Annotated in this window: 15 protein-coding genes; 7 read left to right on the forward strand and 8 right to left on the reverse strand. The window is 58.2% G+C overall.

Going from position 1 to position 16,266, the window contains the following annotated elements:
• Positions 1-172 precede the first annotated feature (172 nt).
• The 3 genes from N7578_RS19260 (at position 173) to pth (ending at position 4,104) form a co-directional block, all read left to right on the forward strand.
• A complete protein-coding gene (locus tag N7578_RS19260; RefSeq protein WP_311111832.1) occupies positions 173-2,563 on the forward strand; it encodes an EAL domain-containing protein in 2,391 nt (796 codons plus the stop codon).
• 7 nt (positions 2,564-2,570) lie between these two features.
• Complete coding sequence (locus N7578_RS19265; protein WP_311111833.1) at positions 2,571-3,296, forward strand: transporter substrate-binding domain-containing protein; 726 nt, start codon at positions 2,571-2,573, stop codon at positions 3,294-3,296.
• 91 nt (positions 3,297-3,387) lie between these two features.
• On the forward strand, positions 3,388-4,104 hold the full coding sequence (gene pth, locus N7578_RS19270; protein ID WP_311111834.1) for an aminoacyl-tRNA hydrolase: 717 nt from the start codon (positions 3,388-3,390) through the stop codon (positions 4,102-4,104).
• 18 nt (positions 4,105-4,122) lie between these two features.
• Here the strand turns inward: pth and clpS are convergent, their stop codons facing one another.
• Complete coding sequence (gene clpS / locus N7578_RS19275; RefSeq protein ID WP_311111835.1) at positions 4,123-4,434, reverse strand: ATP-dependent Clp protease adapter ClpS; 312 nt, start codon at positions 4,432-4,434, stop codon at positions 4,123-4,125.
• A gap of 247 nt (positions 4,435-4,681) precedes the next feature.
• Here clpS and ychF point away from each other — a divergent pair, with 247 nt between their 5' ends.
• The 3 genes from ychF to N7578_RS19290 all read left to right on the forward strand — a co-directional run bounded on the left by ychF (position 4,682) and on the right by N7578_RS19290 (position 6,902).
• On the forward strand, positions 4,682-5,785 hold the full coding sequence (gene ychF, locus N7578_RS19280) for a redox-regulated ATPase YchF (RefSeq protein WP_311112562.1): 1,104 nt from the start codon (positions 4,682-4,684) through the stop codon (positions 5,783-5,785).
• A gap of 179 nt (positions 5,786-5,964) precedes the next feature.
• The gene (locus N7578_RS19285) at positions 5,965-6,438 is read left to right on the forward strand and encodes a MaoC family dehydratase (RefSeq protein WP_311111836.1); all 474 of its coding nucleotides are present in this window, start codon (positions 5,965-5,967) and stop codon (positions 6,436-6,438) included.
• Positions 6,435-6,902, forward strand: a complete 468-nt coding sequence (locus N7578_RS19290; protein WP_311111837.1) for a MaoC family dehydratase — start codon at positions 6,435-6,437, stop codon at positions 6,900-6,902. The genes N7578_RS19285 and N7578_RS19290 overlap by 4 nt, the downstream gene beginning before the upstream one ends.
• A 45-nt stretch (positions 6,903-6,947) precedes the next feature.
• Here the strand turns inward: N7578_RS19290 and N7578_RS19295 are convergent, their stop codons facing one another.
• From N7578_RS19295 to petA, 5 genes are all read right to left on the reverse strand, one after another.
• Complete coding sequence (locus N7578_RS19295; RefSeq protein ID WP_311111838.1) at positions 6,948-7,490, reverse strand: adenine phosphoribosyltransferase; 543 nt, start codon at positions 7,488-7,490, stop codon at positions 6,948-6,950.
• A gap of 90 nt (positions 7,491-7,580) precedes the next feature.
• On the reverse strand, positions 7,581-7,973 hold the full coding sequence (locus tag N7578_RS19300) for a GFA family protein (protein WP_311111839.1): 393 nt from the start codon (positions 7,971-7,973) through the stop codon (positions 7,581-7,583).
• Positions 7,974-8,063: 90 nt separating this feature from the next.
• Complete coding sequence (locus N7578_RS19305; RefSeq protein ID WP_311111840.1) at positions 8,064-8,951, reverse strand: cytochrome c1; 888 nt, start codon at positions 8,949-8,951, stop codon at positions 8,064-8,066.
• A 22-nt stretch (positions 8,952-8,973) separates the two neighbouring features.
• Positions 8,974-10,254, reverse strand: coding sequence for a cytochrome b N-terminal domain-containing protein (locus tag N7578_RS19310; RefSeq protein WP_311111841.1), 1,281 nt, complete (start codon positions 10,252-10,254; stop codon positions 8,974-8,976).
• A gap of 14 nt (positions 10,255-10,268) precedes the next feature.
• On the reverse strand, positions 10,269-10,847 hold the full coding sequence (gene petA / locus N7578_RS19315) for a ubiquinol-cytochrome c reductase iron-sulfur subunit (protein WP_311111842.1): 579 nt from the start codon (positions 10,845-10,847) through the stop codon (positions 10,269-10,271).
• Positions 10,848-11,152: 305 nt separating this feature from the next.
• On the opposite strand from petA, the gene N7578_RS19320 reads away from it, so the two are divergent.
• Positions 11,153-12,085 carry an endonuclease/exonuclease/phosphatase family protein gene (locus tag N7578_RS19320; RefSeq protein WP_311111843.1) on the forward strand — a complete coding sequence of 311 codons (933 nt, stop codon included), beginning with the start codon at positions 11,153-11,155 and terminating at the stop codon, positions 12,083-12,085.
• 10 nt (positions 12,086-12,095) lie between these two features.
• On the opposite strand, the gene N7578_RS19325 is transcribed toward N7578_RS19320, so the two are convergent.
• Both N7578_RS19325 and N7578_RS19330 read right to left on the reverse strand, forming a co-directional pair.
• A complete protein-coding gene (locus tag N7578_RS19325; protein ID WP_311111844.1) occupies positions 12,096-13,964 on the reverse strand; it encodes an ABC transporter ATP-binding protein in 1,869 nt (622 codons plus the stop codon).
• 124 nt (positions 13,965-14,088) lie between these two features.
• Positions 14,089-15,939 carry an ABC transporter ATP-binding protein gene (locus N7578_RS19330; protein ID WP_311111845.1) on the reverse strand — a complete coding sequence of 617 codons (1,851 nt, stop codon included), beginning with the start codon at positions 15,937-15,939 and terminating at the stop codon, positions 14,089-14,091.
• Positions 15,940-16,266: the final 327 nt, after the last annotated feature.

Genomic DNA, 16,266 nt, shown 5'->3' on the forward strand with positions numbered 1-16,266 from the left:
GCGACGTTTCAGCATCGATTAACACTTCCATGAAACGATGCCAGTTGCTCTCATCAGGTGCGGACGAGCCCAGGAAAAACAACAACCTGTCTGTATTCTCATTCAGGTTTTCCGAGGCGATACGGAATGACGGGGGATGTAATTCAGGGGCAAAGGGTAACGACAATCAAACATGGCTCATTCCGTCGAAAGTCGCTTTATCGCGATTGTCTCCGGTGCACTTCTTATCGTCGTTGCTCCGCTGTTCACGCTGCTGCTGACACTTTCCTATCACGAGGCCGTTCGCAGCCAGCGTGACCATCTCGAAATATTGCTGTCGACAAACTCGCAGGCACTCGCTCGCCCGTTGTGGGATCTTGACGACGACACCATAAACCAGATTACCGGCACCCTCGTCTCCGACCCGATGATAAAGATGGTGGAGGTCAAGGACACGTCTGGTCAGCTGGACATCACCCAGACTGCGGGCAACGACGTGGTGGAGGATACGGTTTCGACCGCTCGCACGGTGATCTACAAGACGTCGGGCGGCGCAATTACCGTCGGGCAGCTGATCGTCCATTACCAGAACATCGGCCTCCTAACCTCTCTCAGCCAGATGGAAATGGCCTTCATCACCATTTTCATCCTCGCCATCCTCACCATTGTTCTGGCGGCCATCATCGGCAACCGTTTCATGGTTATCCGGCCTCTGATGCGACTGGCAGCCGCCATCGAAGCAACAAGACGCGAAGGATCGCGCCATCACGTCGACTGGCGCTCGAAGGACGAAATCGGGCGACTGGCAAAAAGCTTCAACGAAATGCAAAGCCAGCTCAAAAAGGAAGAGCTGGAAATCAAGAACGCCCATGAGCGCAAGACGGAAATCTACAACCGTACGCCCGCCATGCTGTTTTCACTCGATCGGCAGGACAGGATTGCCGCCGTCAGTGACTACTGGGTGCAGGCAAGCGGCTACAGCCGCACAAAGGTGCTCGGACTGGATTTCGCCGATCTGATCCATCCGGAAGACCGGTCTTTGTTCAAGACACGCAAGACGGCGCTTGAGGCTGTCGATACCGTTGGCAAGATGGGCATCACGCTTCGTTTTCGTTGCGGTGATGGCCGGACGATGGATATCCTCATCCTCGAAAAAGAACTTCAGTCCGGCGACACCGCCCATTCGGACACATGGCTTTGCGTCATGACGGATGTGACCGAACTTCGCCAGTCTGAAAAACGCAACCGACAGCAGGCGATCTCGGACCATCTCACAGGGCTTTTCAATCGGCAGGGATTCGAAGGCATCCTCGACGCCCAGATCCGTGAATCCGACAGCAACCAGACCGAACTCGCCTGCCTGTTCATCGACCTTGATCGCTTCAAGGCGATCAACGACAGCCTTGGGCACGCTATAGGCGACGCCGTCCTCAAGGAATTCACGCTGAGGCTCACACCGTTGCTCACCCGCCAAGACAGCGCATCGCGCCTGGGTGGTGACGAATTTGCCATCCTGCTTGCAGGCGAAAACGCGACCCTGCGCGCATCGCAATTCAGCGACCGGATCTGCGAACTTCTGGATACGCCTTTCGATATCGAAGACAACAGCATTCGCATGAGCGCCAGTATCGGCATGGCGATCTATCCGATTCATGCATCCAGCGCCTCAGAGCTTCTGCAGAACGCCGATATGGCGATGTATACGCGCAAGAGGGCGGGCAAGAACGGATCGCAGATGTTCGATCCGTCGATCACCGACAGGGCGCGTGAACATGCGGAACTGGAGCGCGATGTCGAGCAGGGTCTGAACGACGGTTGGTTCGAACCCTATTTCCAGCCCATTCTGGATCTTGCAACCGGCGAGACGGCGGGCTTCGAAGCGCTGATGCGCCTCAACCATCCTGAAAAGGGACTGCTGCCCCCCGCCCCGATCATCAGCCTTGCGGAAGAAAACGGCACCATCAACCGGATCGGCAATGTCATCCTTGATCAGGCGCTCGCCAATCTCGCGGAAATATCCAGCATTCCTGGGATGGAAAACTCCTATGTGGCCGTGAATTTCTCGCCGCTGCAGTTCGAGCCGGGCCTGCCGACCCGAATTGCGGGCGTACTGCACCGTTACGGCATTCTGCCACCGCGCCTCGTCATTGAAATAACCGAAGCGGTCATCATGAAGGACGATCCGCAGATCCGCGCGATCCTCGACGCCATTCAGCAACTGGGATGCAGGATCGCTCTCGACGATTTCGGGACCGGCTATTCATCGCTGAGCTACCTCAGCCGTTTCCCTGTCGATATCGTCAAGATCGACCAGTCGTTCACCCGCTCCATCTGTGAGGAAACGCTGGACGTGAAGCAGAGGAGCCGCATGCTGATCGAAGGCATCGCCGCTATATCGCACAAGATGAACTGCACGGTCGTTGCGGAAGGTATTGAAACGCAGGAACAGAAGGCTCTTCTCTTGTCGATCGGCGCGGATTGCGGTCAAGGATACCTTTTTGCACGCCCAAGACCGGTTTCCGAATTGATCGACGATATGAATCGTCGATATCCGGCTGACCGCATATCTGCCCTGCAAGCATGACGAAGCAATGAGCAAGCCGATGCGATTGACCTGGTTTTTCCTGTTTTGCCTCACGCTTGCCCAGCCTGTCAGCGCAGCTACGCTGTTTCTGACCACGGAAATCTATCCACCCTACATCACCCGTTCCGCCGACGGCAGCGTTCAGGGCATTTACATCGATCAGATCAAAATCCTGATGTCTGAAACCGGGACCAAATATCAGCTGGCAGTCATGCCCTGGGCAAGAGCGATTGCCCTTGCCAGAACGCAGGAAATGCATTGCGCTTTCGCAACGGCACGGACCGCAGAACGGGAAAATCAGTTTCGATGGGTTTCCCCCATCCACAAAGGCAGAAGCATTCTGGTCGCCAGAAGCACTGCAACAATCAACCCTGCCAGTCTCGACGAGGCGACGAAATACCGGATCGGAACGCAACGCGGCGACTATACCGTAACACTGCTGAATTCAATCGGCTTTTCAAAGATCGATCTGGGAGCGGACTTTTCCATAACGCTCAACAAGCTGAAAGCCGGGCGTATCGATCTGATGCCGATGGCGGACATGACATTCAAGAGCCTGCCCACCGGTGAATTCAGGGAAGTTCTGACGTTGACCACGCAGCAGTTCGGGCTTGCATGCAATAAAAGCGTACCGAAATCGCTGATCGAACGTCTACAGGCCCGGCTGGAGAGGATCATCGCCGATGGCCGACAAAATAAAATCTTCGCACGATACGGCCTTACCGTCGATTGATGCCATGGCCGAAAAGCACAAACGGGTTGACAGCAGGCCCATTTCGGGGTGGTGACAATCGCGAAAACCAGCCAGAACGCGGACATGCACCATGAAGATCATCGCAGGACTAGGTAATCCCGGCGCGCAGTATGCGGGAAACCGCCACAACATCGGCTTCATGGCTGTCGATGCCCTGCAGCGTCTGCCGTCTTTCACGCCCTGGTCCAGAAAATTCAAGGCTGAGATCTCGGAAGGTGAAATCGACGGCGAAAAAGTGCTGCTGATGAAACCCCTCACCTACATGAACCTCTCCGGCGAGTCCGTCGGTGAAGCGATGCGTTTCTTCAAGCTCACGCCTGCCGATATAATCGCCATTCACGACGAACTCGATCTGCCGGCCGGCCGTAGCCGCATCAAGACCGGTGGAGGTCACGGCGGTCATAACGGCCTCAAATCGCTGGATGCCCATTGCGGCAAGGAATACCGCCGCCTTCGCCTCGGCATCGGCCACCCCGGCGACAAGGAAAGGGTCCACGGCCATGTCCTTGGCGACTTCGCCAAAAGCGACAAGGTCTGGCTGGAACCTCTTCTGGATGCCATTGCCGATAACGCCGCCATGCTGGTGAAAGGCGAGGATTCGCAGCTCATGAACAAGCTGGCACTCGCCACCGGCAGCAAACCGGAAGCAGAAAAACCCGCAAAGCCGGCAAAACCTGCCGCGCATTCGCACATCCATCAGGCGAGAAACAACGCCCAGCCGAAAAAGCTGCCGGAAACCGGACCTATGGCCGAAATGCTGAAGAAGATGTTCGGCAAAAAGGACTGAAGGCAGGCCGGTCCGGTCTCACTCCTCCGGTTCGGTCGTGAACATCAGCGGAAATCCCGCCTGTTTGCCAAGATCGGTTGCTTCCTTGGCTTTCGTCTCGGCAATGTCGTGCTCGCACACCACGACCACGGAACTGCCAAAGCGGTGCGCCGTCATCATCACCCGATGCCCGGTTTCCTCGCTCATCCGGAACACCGCTTTCAGCACCACGGTGACGAATTCGCGAGGCGTGTAATCGTCATTCAGCAAAATGACCTTGTAGAGCTTCGGGCGCTCCAGCTTCGGCTTGGTCTTAGGTTTTGGTTTGAGATCGACAGCATTGTCACTCATCGGAAATCCCCGTTGATGACGAAAATCAGGCTTGCGCCGCACCCGGAACCAGAATGCCGATCGGCCCCGAGGCGCGCGCATACTGCGCTTTGATTGGGACCTCGGCAAGTCTGCAGATGCCGCGCCCCTTAAATTCGGCGCCATTCCGACCCTTTGCCCGGACAAATCGGGCGGCGGGCTTGACCTTGCCGTGCCCTTTCCGCAAAAGGCTCCCAACGAATTCTTTCAAACGGACAGGTTTCAAGCCATGGGCTTCAAATGCGGTATCGTCGGGCTGCCGAATGTCGGCAAGTCCACCCTCTTCAACGCGCTGACCAAGACGGCGGCGGCCCAGGCCGCGAACTATCCTTTCTGCACCATCGAGCCGAACACCGGCGAAGTGGCCGTGCCGGATCCGCGCATGAAGGTTCTGGCCGACATCGCCGGTTCGAAGGAAATCATCCCGACCCGTATCTCCTTCGTCGACATCGCCGGTCTGGTGCGCGGCGCGTCCAAGGGTGAAGGCCTGGGCAACAAGTTCCTCGCCAACATCCGCGAAGTGGATGCCGTGGTGCATGTTCTCCGCTGCTTCGAGGATGACGACATCACCCACGTCGAAGGCCGCATCAACCCGGTCGGCGATGCCGAGACGATCGAAACGGAGCTGATGCTCGCCGACCTCGAAAGCCTTGAGCGTCGCGTTGAGCAGACCCGCAAGCGCGCCACGTCCAAGGACAAGGAATCGCTGGCGCAGCTGCCTGTAATGGAAGCCGTCATCAAGCTTCTCAACGAGGGCAAACCTGCCCGCCTGCTTCTGAAGACGCTGGCGGCAGACGAGATCGATGTGCTGAAGGGCTTGAACCTGCTCACCTCGCATCCGGTGCTTTACGTCTGCAACGTCTCCGAATCCGATGCCGTCGACGGCAACGAGCATACCAAGGCCGTCGCCGAAATGGCCAAGGCTCAGGGTGCGGAATGCGTCATCATTTCTGCCGCCATCGAAGCCGAGGTTGCCCAGCTTCCCGAAGAAGAATCGAAGGAGTTCCTTTCGGCGCTCGGTCTGGAAGAAGCTGGCCTCGACCGCCTCATTCGTGCGGGCTATCACCTGCTGGACCTCATCACCTACTTCACCGTCGGCCCGAAGGAATGCCGCGCCTGGACAATCGTCCGGGGCACGAAGGCACCGCAGGCCGCTGGCGTGATCCACACCGATTTCGAACGCGGCTTCATTCGCGCCTTCACCATTGGTTATGACGATTACGTCGCATTCAAGGGTGAAGTCGGCGCCAAGGAAGCAGGCAAGGGCCGCGACGAGGGCAAGGAATATGTCGTCAACGATGGCGACGTCATCCACTTCCGCTTCAACACCTGATACCCGCAGGACCTGACCGATGATCGATCCGGTCGGGAGCTTCCATGTTTTTTACGCCGCCCTTCGGGGCGGCGTTCGTGTTTCATGCCTGTGCTCTTCCATTCGGCCAAAATCTGACCTTTACGTAAACGGAAAAATCATTTTAGATGGCGCCGTGTTTACTGTCAGAGGAGGAGACGATGGCACCGGTCGCGACATATGCCTATGAGGATTTTTCCACAGGTCGGGAATTTCCGCTCGGGCCGCAGCCGATTTCCGCAACGGACATCATCGAGTTTGCCAGCGAGTTCGATCCGCAACCAATGCACCTTTCGGAAGAAGCAGGTCTTGCCAGCATTCTGGGCGGACTGGCGGCCTCCGGATGGCACACCTGCAGCCTGCTGATGCGTATGATGGCAGACAGTTACATCATCGATTCAACATCGCAGGGAAGTCCGGGCATCGACTATGTCGAATGGAAAAAACCGGTCCTGGCAGGCGATACGCTGTCCGGAAAATCGATCGTGCTGGAGCAGCGACCCTCCAGTTCGCGCCCCGGTATCGGCCTCGTGAAATTACGCCACGAACTTTATAATCAGCGCGGCGATCTGGCTGCTCACGGAGAACACACCGTGATGTTCAAGATGCGCGCAAACGGAGGCATCGCGGCATGAGACTGGCGGAACTCTCTCCTGTCGGCGAGCGTGTCAGGCTCGATACGCTGCATTTTTCCGCCGAAGACATCGTCCGCTTCGCGACAAAGTTCGATCCGCAGCCATTCCATCTCGATGCGGATGCCGCCAGGGACAGCGTGTTCGGAGCCCTGTGTGCCTCCGGCTGGCACACCAGCGCCGGATGGATGAAAACCTTTCTCAGCCATTGGGCAAAAGAGGTAAAGCGGCTGAAGCAACAGGGCATCGAACCGCCGAAACTCGGTCCATCCCCCGGCTTTCGCAAGCTGCAATGGAAAAAGCCGGTCTATGCGGGCGACGATATCACCTATTTCGTTACCCTGCTGGACACACGCCCGCTGGCGTCGAGGCCCGGACTGCTGCTCAACACAACCTTCAACGAAGGTGTCAATCAGGCAGGAGAAACGGTCATATCTTTTGAAAGTAATGTTCTGGAATTCGAATAGGGAAGCCGCCCGGCGTGTCCGCAGAAAAGCAGGGCGACTTTTCTATTAGTGGCCGGAGAATTCGACCAGCGTGCGCACTTCGACGCCGAGGTCTTCCAGCTTCCTGCGTCCGCCGAGATCCGGCAGATCGATCACGAAGCAGGCGGAGACGATATCGGCTCCCATCTGTCGCAGAAGCTTCACGGCGCCTTCCGCCGTTCCACCCGTGGCGATCAGGTCATCGACCAGGATGACCTTTTCACCCGGCTGCACGGCATCGACATGCATTTCCATTTCATCCACGCCATATTCGAGGCTGTAGGCAACGCGAACGGTGGTGTGCGGCAGCTTTCCCTTTTTGCGGATCGGCACGAAACCGGCCGAAAGCTGGTGTGCAACGGCACCGCCGAGAATGAATCCACGCGCTTCCATTCCCGCAACCTTGTCGATCTTCGTTCCGGCATAAGGCTGCACCAGCTCGTCAACGGCGCGCCGGAATGCGCGCGGGTTGCCCAGCAGCGTGGTGATGTCGCGAAAGATGATGCCCGGCTTCGGATAGTCGGGAATGGAACGAATGGCAGCGGAAAGCTCCGAAGCGATGACGGTCATGGTATTTCCAGTTACGTGGGAGATGGATCAGAAAGTTCGGGGCACCCTATCAATTTGATGGCCTCGCACCAACTAAAAAGGACGTCAGGTTCACTCCCCGCCCGTCATACCCGCGATCCGTGCCCATGGCGGGCAGACATCCTCGAAGGAATGAGACTGCGGCTGCAGACCGTCATCGGCCTTGTCATCAAAACAGCCGAACACCAGAGCAACGGTCGGTGCATCGTCTATTGCCCCCAGAGTGCTGCCACAGGCCGGACAGAAAGCACGGCTGGAATAGTCGGAGGACCGATAGGTCGCGGGCATGCCTCCCTCACCGGTCCAGCGCACCGCCTCCTTGTCGAATTCCACCCACACAAGGCTTGTTGCGCCGGAATGCCTTTGGCAGATATCGCAGGAGCAGCTGTGCGGGTTCCCCGCCTCACCTCTGGCTTCAAACCGGATGGCGCCGCAAAGGCAACCGCCATGACGTACATTCCCCATTGTTGTCTCCCTGCTGCCCGACAATGAAAAAGCCCCCATGGCAACCATGGGGGCCGGATCATCGCGAATTATCCTGATCGGATGTTCGGCTTAATGTTCCTTGTTGGCGTAGACCGACTTCTTGGTGAGATAGATCAGCGCGGTGAAGATGAACAGGAACACCATGACCATGAAACCGGTACGCTTGCGCTCTTCCATATGCGGCTCGGCGGCCCACATCAGGAACGCGGAAACATCCTTGGAATACTGATCCACCGTTTGCGGAGCACCGTCATCGTATGTCACCTGGTCGGCGCTGATGGGCGGCGCCATTTTCAGCGCGGTAGCACCAACGAAGTACGGGTTGAAGTGCGTGCCTTCCGACACTTCAACACCGGCCGGTGCATCCTGATAGCCGGTCAGCAGCGCATGGATGTAATCCGGGCCGCCTTCCTGATAACCACCGACGACCGGGATCATGTCGATGAGGAACTGCGGAAAACCGCGTTCGACGCCGCGTGCCTTGGCCAGCAGCGACATGTCCGGCGGAGCGGCTCCACCATTGGCGGCAGCCGCCGCCTCATGGTTCGGGAACGGCGAAGGGAAATAATCCGAAGGCACAGCCTTGCGGTTATACATTTCGCCGTCGGCATTCGGGCCGTCCTGCACCTCGTATTCGCCGGCGAAAGCCTTCACCTGATCTTCCGAGTAGCCCAGGTCCTCCAGCGTACGGAAGGATACGAGGCTCATCGAGTGACAGGCGGAACAGACTTCCTTGTAGACCTTCAGGCCGCGCTGGAGCTGGCCTTTGTCATATTTTCCGAATGGCCCGGCAAAGCTCCATGTCTGCTCTTCGGGCTTGAGAACCGGAAAGTGTCCGCCCGCGACAGCGTGTTCTACCTTCGCAGCCAGATCGTGACCATCTTCCGCCGCCGAAGCAACAAGAGCGACACCGGTAAGGGCGGCAATAAGCGCGATGCTCGTTACAAGCTTTTTCATTGTCGTCATCCTTCCTTCGCGCTCACGCATCGGCTGCGACAGGCGTTGCCGCCGTCTTGCCGCTCTTTTCGAGAACCGCTTCGGTAATCGAATTCGGAATACGCCGGGGCGTTTCCACCAGACCGAGGATCGGCATGATGACGAGGAAGAAGCCGAAGTAGTACAGCGTGCCGAACTGCGACATGATGACGTAGATGCCTTCCGCCGGGCGCGAACCCAGCCAGCCGAGCATGATGGCATTCACCACGAACAGCCAGAAGAACATCTTGTACCAGGGCCGATAGACCGCGGAACGGACCTTGGAGGTATCGAGCCAGGGCAGGAAGAACAACACTACGATCGCGCCAAACATCACGAGAACGCCGCCCAGCTTGGAATCGATGATCCAGATGTTGAAGGTGATGGCGCGCAGCATGGCGTAGAACGGCAGGAAGTACCATTCCGGCACGATATGCGCCGGCGTCTTCAGCGGGTCCGCCATGATGTAGTTGTCAGGGTGACCGAGGAAGTTCGGCATGTAGAACACGAACCACGCGTAGCCGATCAGGAAGATCGATACGCCAAGTGCATCCTTCAGCGTCGCGTAGGGCGTGAAGGGAACCGTGTCGGTCTTGCTCTTCACTTCCACGCCGGTCGGGTTTGTCTGACCGGTCACGTGCAGCGCCCAGATATGCAGGATCACGACACCCGCGATCATGAACGGCAGCAGGTAATGCAGCGCGAAGAAGCGGTTGAGCGTCGGCTGATCCACGGCGAAACCGCCGAGCAGGAACTGCTGGATCCACTCGCCGATACCCGGAAATGCCGTGAAGAAGCCGGTGATGACGGTCGCGCCCCAGAAGGACATCTGACCCCAGGGCAGAACGTAGCCCATGAAGCCCGTCGCCATCATCAGGAGGAAGATGACGCAGCCGAGGATCCAGAGGATTTCGCGCGGCGCCTTGTAGGAACCGTAATACAGGCCACGTGCAATATGCAGATAAACGGCAATGAAGAAGAAGGACGCGCCGTTGGCATGCATGTAGCGCAGCAGCCAACCATGGTTCACGTCACGCATGATCTTTTCGACGGAATTGAAGGCAACCGTCGTTTCCGCGGCGTAATGCATTGCGAGCACCACGCCCGTCAGGATCTGGACGATCAGCATGACGGACAGCATTGCGCCGAATGTGTATGCATAGTTCAGGTTGCGCGGGACCGGATAGGCAACGAAGCTGTCATAGATCATGCGCGGCAGCGGAAGCCGCGAATCGATCCACCTTTCGATGCCGGTGGACGGCTGATAACTGGAATGACCACTCATGAATATCTGTCCCCTTATCCGATCTTGATCACGGTATCGGATGCAAATGCAAATGTCGGAATCGCAAGATTCTGCGGTGCCGGGCCTTTACGTATGCGGCCCGCCGTATCGTAGTGCGAGCCATGGCAGGGACAGAACCATCCGCCGAAATCGCCGGCCTGGCCGAGCGGAATACAGCCGAGGTGCGTGCACGAGCCGATCATGACGATCCAGTTTTCCTTCCCCTCTCCGGCGGAACGATCGACATCGGTTGCCTGTGCATCTGCCGCGATGTTGGCGTTGCGCGCCACCGGGTCCTTGAGATCGGCGAGCGCCACGGCCTTGGCTTCCTCGATCTCCTTCTCCGTGCGGTTGCGGATGAAGACTGGCTTGCCGCGCCACTTCACAGTCAGCGACATGCCCGGCTCGACGGCCGACACGTCCACCTCGATGGAGGCGAGCGCCAGTGTCGATGCGTCGGGACGCATCTGGTCGATAAATGGCCATGCGACGGCAGCAGCGCCGACAGCACCCGCCATTCCGGTTACAAGATATAGAAAATCGCGACGGGTCGGTTCACCCGATGCGTCATGATTGGTTACGTGCTCGCTCACCGCTACACCATCCTCTGCGCTGTTTTTGCCGTAAATCGCATGAGTCCTCCCGCTATGATTTGATCCAGAACAAACTCCACCCCGTTCAGGATCATGTGCGCGGCAGATAGAATCCGCGTCATTATGTTTGATCGCAAAATATTGACGGACTTGGCAAGAGCAAAGCACACAAAGCTGCCGTAATTCTGTCGTTGGGGCCGTATTTGCAGCGCGTTTTCCGTAAGACCGGGCAGGCAGGCAACATTGTGTATGCCAGTACTGCGTGTTAGGAGACGGGCGGGAGAGCTCGGAAAGCAGGAATTCGTATGAAGGCGAAGCTCGCTTGCATGATCTCCACGGCGGTGCTGGGCGCGCTTTTCATCATCAGCCTGCGGTACGTCACCGATTTCTGGCTTCTTGCCTTCGTCAACAGCTTCCAGCTCCACATTACCGTCGTCTGCATCCTGTTGTCATCGCTGGTCTTTTGGCTCGCACGCGGCGTTCTGTCGGTGATGCTCGTCGTCTGGTCGCTGGCACTTGGTGGCCATGCGCTTGCCATGATGCTTGAGTTTTCCACTCCAGCCATCATCGCACCGGGCTCGAAGCCGTTCCGCCTGCTCTCCTTCAACGTGTTGATGGAAAACGCCGCCAATGCCGATGCCATCGCCGACACCATCCTCGCATCGAATGCAGATGCGGCCTATCTGTTCGAGGCGGGTGCACTGAAATCGGTCCTGCCGAGGCTATCCCTGGCATATCCCTACCGGCTCGGCTGTTATGAAGGCACACCCACCTGCGACCTGCTGATCCTGTCGAAGCGACCGCTGAAAGAAGGCCATTTTCATAGCCTGAGCGACCTGCGCCGCGACCGCTTCGCCATGGCACAGGTCGATTTCAACGGCACCGACCTGACGCTCGCCGCGGGCCACATCACAAAACCGTACTTCGACGACTATCATCGCGACGAACTGGATGAGGTGAGCGAGCTGCTCTACAAGGTGACGGGACCGCTCATTCTGGCCGGAGACTTCAATTCGGCCAGCATCGCGCCGGACATGCGGGCGTTTCTGGCCGGCAACGACCTGAAGAAAGCCCCCTGGGAACCGGCGACATGGCCAATCGAAGCAGGCCGCTTCGGTATCGCGATCGATCACATCTTCGCCCGCGAACCGGCTATGCTGATGAAAACCGTACGCCTTACCAACAGTCTCGGCTCCAACCACTACGGTCTGGTTGCCGATTTCATGATCGGGAAATAACCAGCGTCACTTACTGGGCTGCCTCGTCCGCGGCAAGAAAGCCGCCGGATTGCCGTGCCCACAGCTCGGCATATAGACCGCCGGAAGCCACCAGCTGCGAATGCGTGCCCTGCTCCACGATGCGGCCGCGATCCATCACGATCAACCTGTCCAGCGCGGCAATTGTGGAGAGGCGGTGCGCGATGGCAAGCACGGTCTTGCCCTGCATCAATTCATCCAGATTGCTCTGGATCGCCGCCTCCACTTCTGAATCAAGTGCGGATGTCGCTTCGTCCAGCACGAGGATAGGTGCATCCTTCAGCATGACGCGCGCGATGGCGATGCGTTGGCGCTGTCCGCCGGACAGCTTCACACCACGCTCGCCGACATGCGCATCGAACGCCTTGCGGCCACGCTGGTCTTCAAGCCTTGCGATGAAATCATCCGCCTTGGCGCGGCGCACCGCTTCCTGAAGCTGCGCTTCCGTCGCATCCTGCCGCCCGAACATGATGTTGTCGCGGATGGAGCGGTGAAGAAGCGAAGTATCCTGCGTCACCATGCCGATATGGGCGCGCAACGATTCCTGCGTCACTCTGGAAATGTCCTGACCATCGATCAGGATACGCCCGCCTTCGACGTCGTAGAAGCGCAGCAGAAGATTGACCAGCGTCGACTTGCCAGCCCCAGACCGCCCGACGATGCCAACCTTCTCACCCGCAGCGATATCGAGGTTGAGATTGTCGATGACACCGCCGGCGCGACCATAATGAAAGCTGACGTTCTCGAAACGGATACCGGGCTTGCGAACAGACAAGGCTGGCGCATCCGGCACATCCATGAGACCGATAGGCTGCGAAATCAGTTCGGCTGCGTTCTGGACCGTGCCGAAGTTGCGCATGATACCATTGAACTGCGTCATCAACCGCCCGAGCAGGAAGTTGAGCCGCAGCACCAGCGCCAGCGTGAATGCGACCGCCCCGGAGCTGATCTTTCCGTTCAGCCACAAATGAATGCACAAACCCGCCATCGAGGTAATCATCACGCCGGAAAGCAGCGCCATCGAAGCCCGCACGCCGGTGATGAAGCGCGTGAAGGTCATCGTGGTTTTCTGGAAGATATCGAAACCCTGCCGCATGTAGCGGTCATTGGCGTCATCGCGGCCGAACAGCCTCAGCGTCTGGATGTTGCTGTAGGCATCCACCATACGACCGGACAGCATGGATGCGGCTTCCGCGGTTTCTTTCGAATGGTAGCGGATGCGCGGCACGAAATATCGCGCCAGCATCGAAAAGATCACCACCCAGACAAGCACCACGACGGCAAGCCGCCAGTCCAGTCCGCCAATCAGGAACAGCATCGAAACGGAATAGATCCCGACGAACCAGACGCTTTCCATCAGAGACGTTACCAGATCGCCCGCCGCCTGCCCGCCGGACCATACCTTGGTAACGATCCGGCCGGAAAAATCGTTCTGGAAGAAGCTCAGCGACTGCCGGGCAACATGCATGTAGGACTGCCAGCGCACCAGGTTGTAAAAACCGGGTGTGATGATCTGCTGGTCCACCAGCGCCGTGACCATCGTGACGATGAAGCGCACGACCGCGATCAGGATGAGCATGCCGAACAGTTCGGTACCATGCGTGGCAAGCAGGCCCTGCCAGCCATCCCCCGGCTTGACCGTCGCAAGGATATCGACCAGCCGGCCGACGAACCAGAACAATGCCGCCTCGATGGCCGCCGTCAATCCGCCAAGCACCAGCATGGCGAAAAACGGCGCCTTGGCCTGTGCGATGTAGAACCAGATGAACGCGAACGTGTCTTCCGGCGGCCGCAGATCCTGCCTGCGGGCGAAGGGCTTTATCCAGTTCTCGAAGAACTCGAAGATGCGCGTCATGACCATGTTTCGGATATAGGCGGATTCCGCCTCCGGGAACAGCCGCGGGAAACGCCTGTCCGGATTATATTTCCGTAATGATTGGACATGTGAAAAAGGGCGGAGAATACTCCCCGCCCTTCGGTTTTGCTTATTCCGCCGCCACATCGGCCTCGTGATCGGCAATGAAGCCACCCGACTGGCGCCGCCAAAGATCGGCGTAAATGCCGCCTTCGGCCACGAGTTCGGCATGGCTTCCTGCCTCGACGATCTGGCCCTTGTCGAGAATGATGAGCCGGTCCATCTCGGTCAGGGTCGACAGGCGGTGCGCAATCGCGATCACCGTCTTGCCTTCCATCAGCGAGAACAGGTTCTCCTGAATGGCTGCTTCGACTTCACTGTCCAGCGCCGAGGTTGCCTCGTCGAGGACAAGGATCGGCGCGTTCTTGAGGAACACGCGGGCAATCGCGATACGCTGGCGCTGTCCGCCCGAAAGTTTCACCCCGCGCTCGCCCACCTGCGCATCCAGACCGTGGCGGCCATGCATGTCCACCAGCGTCTCGATGAAGTCCCAGGCATTGGCGCGTTTCGCCGCAGCGATGATCTCCGCATCCGTCGCTTCGGGATGGCCGTAGGCGATGTTGTCGCGGATCGACCGATGCAGCAGCGACGTATCCTGCGTCACGACGCCGATCAGCGAGCGCAGGCTGTCCTGCGACACCTTGGAGATGTCCTGCCCGTCGATGGTGATTCTGCCCGCTTCCAGATCGTAGAAACGCAAAAGCAGGTTCATCAGCGTCGTCTTGCCCGCACCCGATCGACCGACCAGACCGACCTTTTCGCCGGGCTTGATATCCAGCGTCAGCCCATCGATCACGCCCTTGTTCTTGCCATAGTGGAAGCGGACGTTTTCGTAGTGGATCGCGCCTTTCGGTGCAGCCAGTTTTGGTGCCTGCGGTGCATCGACGATATCGTGCGGCTTCGTCATCATCGACATGCCGTCATAGACGGTACCGATGTTTTCGAACAGCGACGTGACTTCCCACATGATCCACTGCGACATGCCGTTGACACGCATGGCAAGGCTGACGGCGATGGCGACCGAACCGGCCGTCACCGAACCCTGCATCCAGAAATACAGGCCGAGCGTCGCCGTGGAGAATAGTACCACCGCATTGTTGAGGTCGATCAGGATGTTGAAGCCGGAAATCTTGCGCATCTGGCGGTGAACCGTGCCGAGAAACACGTTCATGCCGTCACGCGCATACGTCTCCTCGCGCCCCGCATGCGAAAACAGCTTGATGGTCGAAATGTTCGTGTAGCTGTCGACGATACGGCCTGTCATCAGCGAACGGGCGTCGGCCTGCTCCTGTGCGAGACGACCAAGCTTCGGCACGAAATAGGCCAGAATGCAAATATACAGGCCCAGCCAGACGAGCAGCGGAATGACCAGCCGCCAGTCCGCAGCCGCCACCATGAACAGCATCGAAACGACGAAGCTGATCGCATAGACGAACACGTCGATGACCTTCAGCGCGACTTCACGGATCGCCAGCGCCGTCTGCATCACCTTGGTCGAGACACGGCCCGCGAATTCGTTCGCGAAGAAGGTCATCGAGTGGCGCAGCAGAAAGCGGTGCATCTTCCAGCGGGCAATCATGCCGAAGTTCCCGGCAAGCGTCTGATGCATCGTCATCGTGTGGATGGCGCCCATCAGCGGCAGGCCGACAAGGACCAGACCCGCCATGACGATAAGATGCCAGCCCTCATCGGCAAAGAACGTCGCACGATCGGCCGTGGACAGCCAGTCGACGATGTTACCGAGGAATTTGTAGAGCATGGCTTCCGCAATCGCGATACCCATCGACATCAGGCCAAGCAGAAGCAGCCATGGCCATGCGGGTTTCACATAATGCCAAAGGAACGGAAGCAGCGTCTCCGGCGGCGCGGTCGGCGTCGCGGAGGGAAAAGGATCGAGGCGTTTTTCAAACCAGCCAAACATAGGCCAAGCTCCGGCAAGCAATCGCCCCATCGTTGAAACCGCACAAAAACGATTATAGCGCCAACGACGAAGCGGGACAGTCTTGGAACGTGGCCGTGACAGCCACATGACGAATCAGGAAATGGGAAATGCGGCGAACCGCGAAGAAACACCTAGGCGAGCAGTGGCATAACCACGGCCGGGAGGCGAAAACGAACATTGATATGCATTGAAACCTCCCTCGGCTGGTGTTGAAGATGCAGCCTTTTACTGCAAAAAAGGGTGAAACGCCAGCCTTTTGCCCGAAAAAAGTGCAATGGCGTCTTGGTGCGAATCCCCGCGACACCT

It is taken from the genome of Agrobacterium tumefaciens (assembly GCF_031801495.1).
Classification (GTDB): domain Bacteria; phylum Pseudomonadota; class Alphaproteobacteria; order Rhizobiales; family Rhizobiaceae; genus Agrobacterium; species Agrobacterium tumefaciens_K.

What these genes read in the sequence shown, in the direction of transcription:
- N7578_RS19310 (WP_311111841.1), bottom strand. Translation starts at nt 10,254, where the DNA reads ATGAGTGGTCATTCCAGTTATCAGCCGTCCACCGGCATCGAAAGGTGG.
- N7578_RS19320 (WP_311111843.1), top strand. Translation starts at nt 11,153, where the DNA reads ATGAAGGCGAAGCTCGCTTGCATGATCTCCACGGCGGTGCTGGGCGCG.
- N7578_RS19300 (WP_311111839.1), bottom strand. Translation starts at nt 7,973, where the DNA reads ATGGGGAATGTACGTCATGGCGGTTGCCTTTGCGGCGCCATCCGGTTT.
- N7578_RS19295 (WP_311111838.1), bottom strand. Translation starts at nt 7,490, where the DNA reads ATGACCGTCATCGCTTCGGAGCTTTCCGCTGCCATTCGTTCCATTCCC.
- clpS (WP_311111835.1), bottom strand. Translation starts at nt 4,434, where the DNA reads ATGAGTGACAATGCTGTCGATCTCAAACCAAAACCTAAGACCAAGCCG.
- N7578_RS19305 (WP_311111840.1), bottom strand. Translation starts at nt 8,951, where the DNA reads ATGAAAAAGCTTGTAACGAGCATCGCGCTTATTGCCGCCCTTACCGGT.
- N7578_RS19265 (WP_311111833.1), top strand. Translation starts at nt 2,571, where the DNA reads ATGAGCAAGCCGATGCGATTGACCTGGTTTTTCCTGTTTTGCCTCACG.
- N7578_RS19325 (WP_311111844.1), bottom strand. Translation starts at nt 13,964, where the DNA reads ATGGTCATGACGCGCATCTTCGAGTTCTTCGAGAACTGGATAAAGCCC.
- ychF (WP_311112562.1), top strand. Translation starts at nt 4,682, where the DNA reads ATGGGCTTCAAATGCGGTATCGTCGGGCTGCCGAATGTCGGCAAGTCC.
- N7578_RS19330 (WP_311111845.1), bottom strand. Translation starts at nt 15,939, where the DNA reads ATGTTTGGCTGGTTTGAAAAACGCCTCGATCCTTTTCCCTCCGCGACG.
- N7578_RS19285 (WP_311111836.1), top strand. Translation starts at nt 5,965, where the DNA reads ATGGCACCGGTCGCGACATATGCCTATGAGGATTTTTCCACAGGTCGG.
- pth (WP_311111834.1), top strand. Translation starts at nt 3,388, where the DNA reads ATGAAGATCATCGCAGGACTAGGTAATCCCGGCGCGCAGTATGCGGGA.
- N7578_RS19260 (WP_311111832.1), top strand. Translation starts at nt 173, where the DNA reads ATGGCTCATTCCGTCGAAAGTCGCTTTATCGCGATTGTCTCCGGTGCA.
- N7578_RS19290 (WP_311111837.1), top strand. Translation starts at nt 6,435, where the DNA reads ATGAGACTGGCGGAACTCTCTCCTGTCGGCGAGCGTGTCAGGCTCGAT.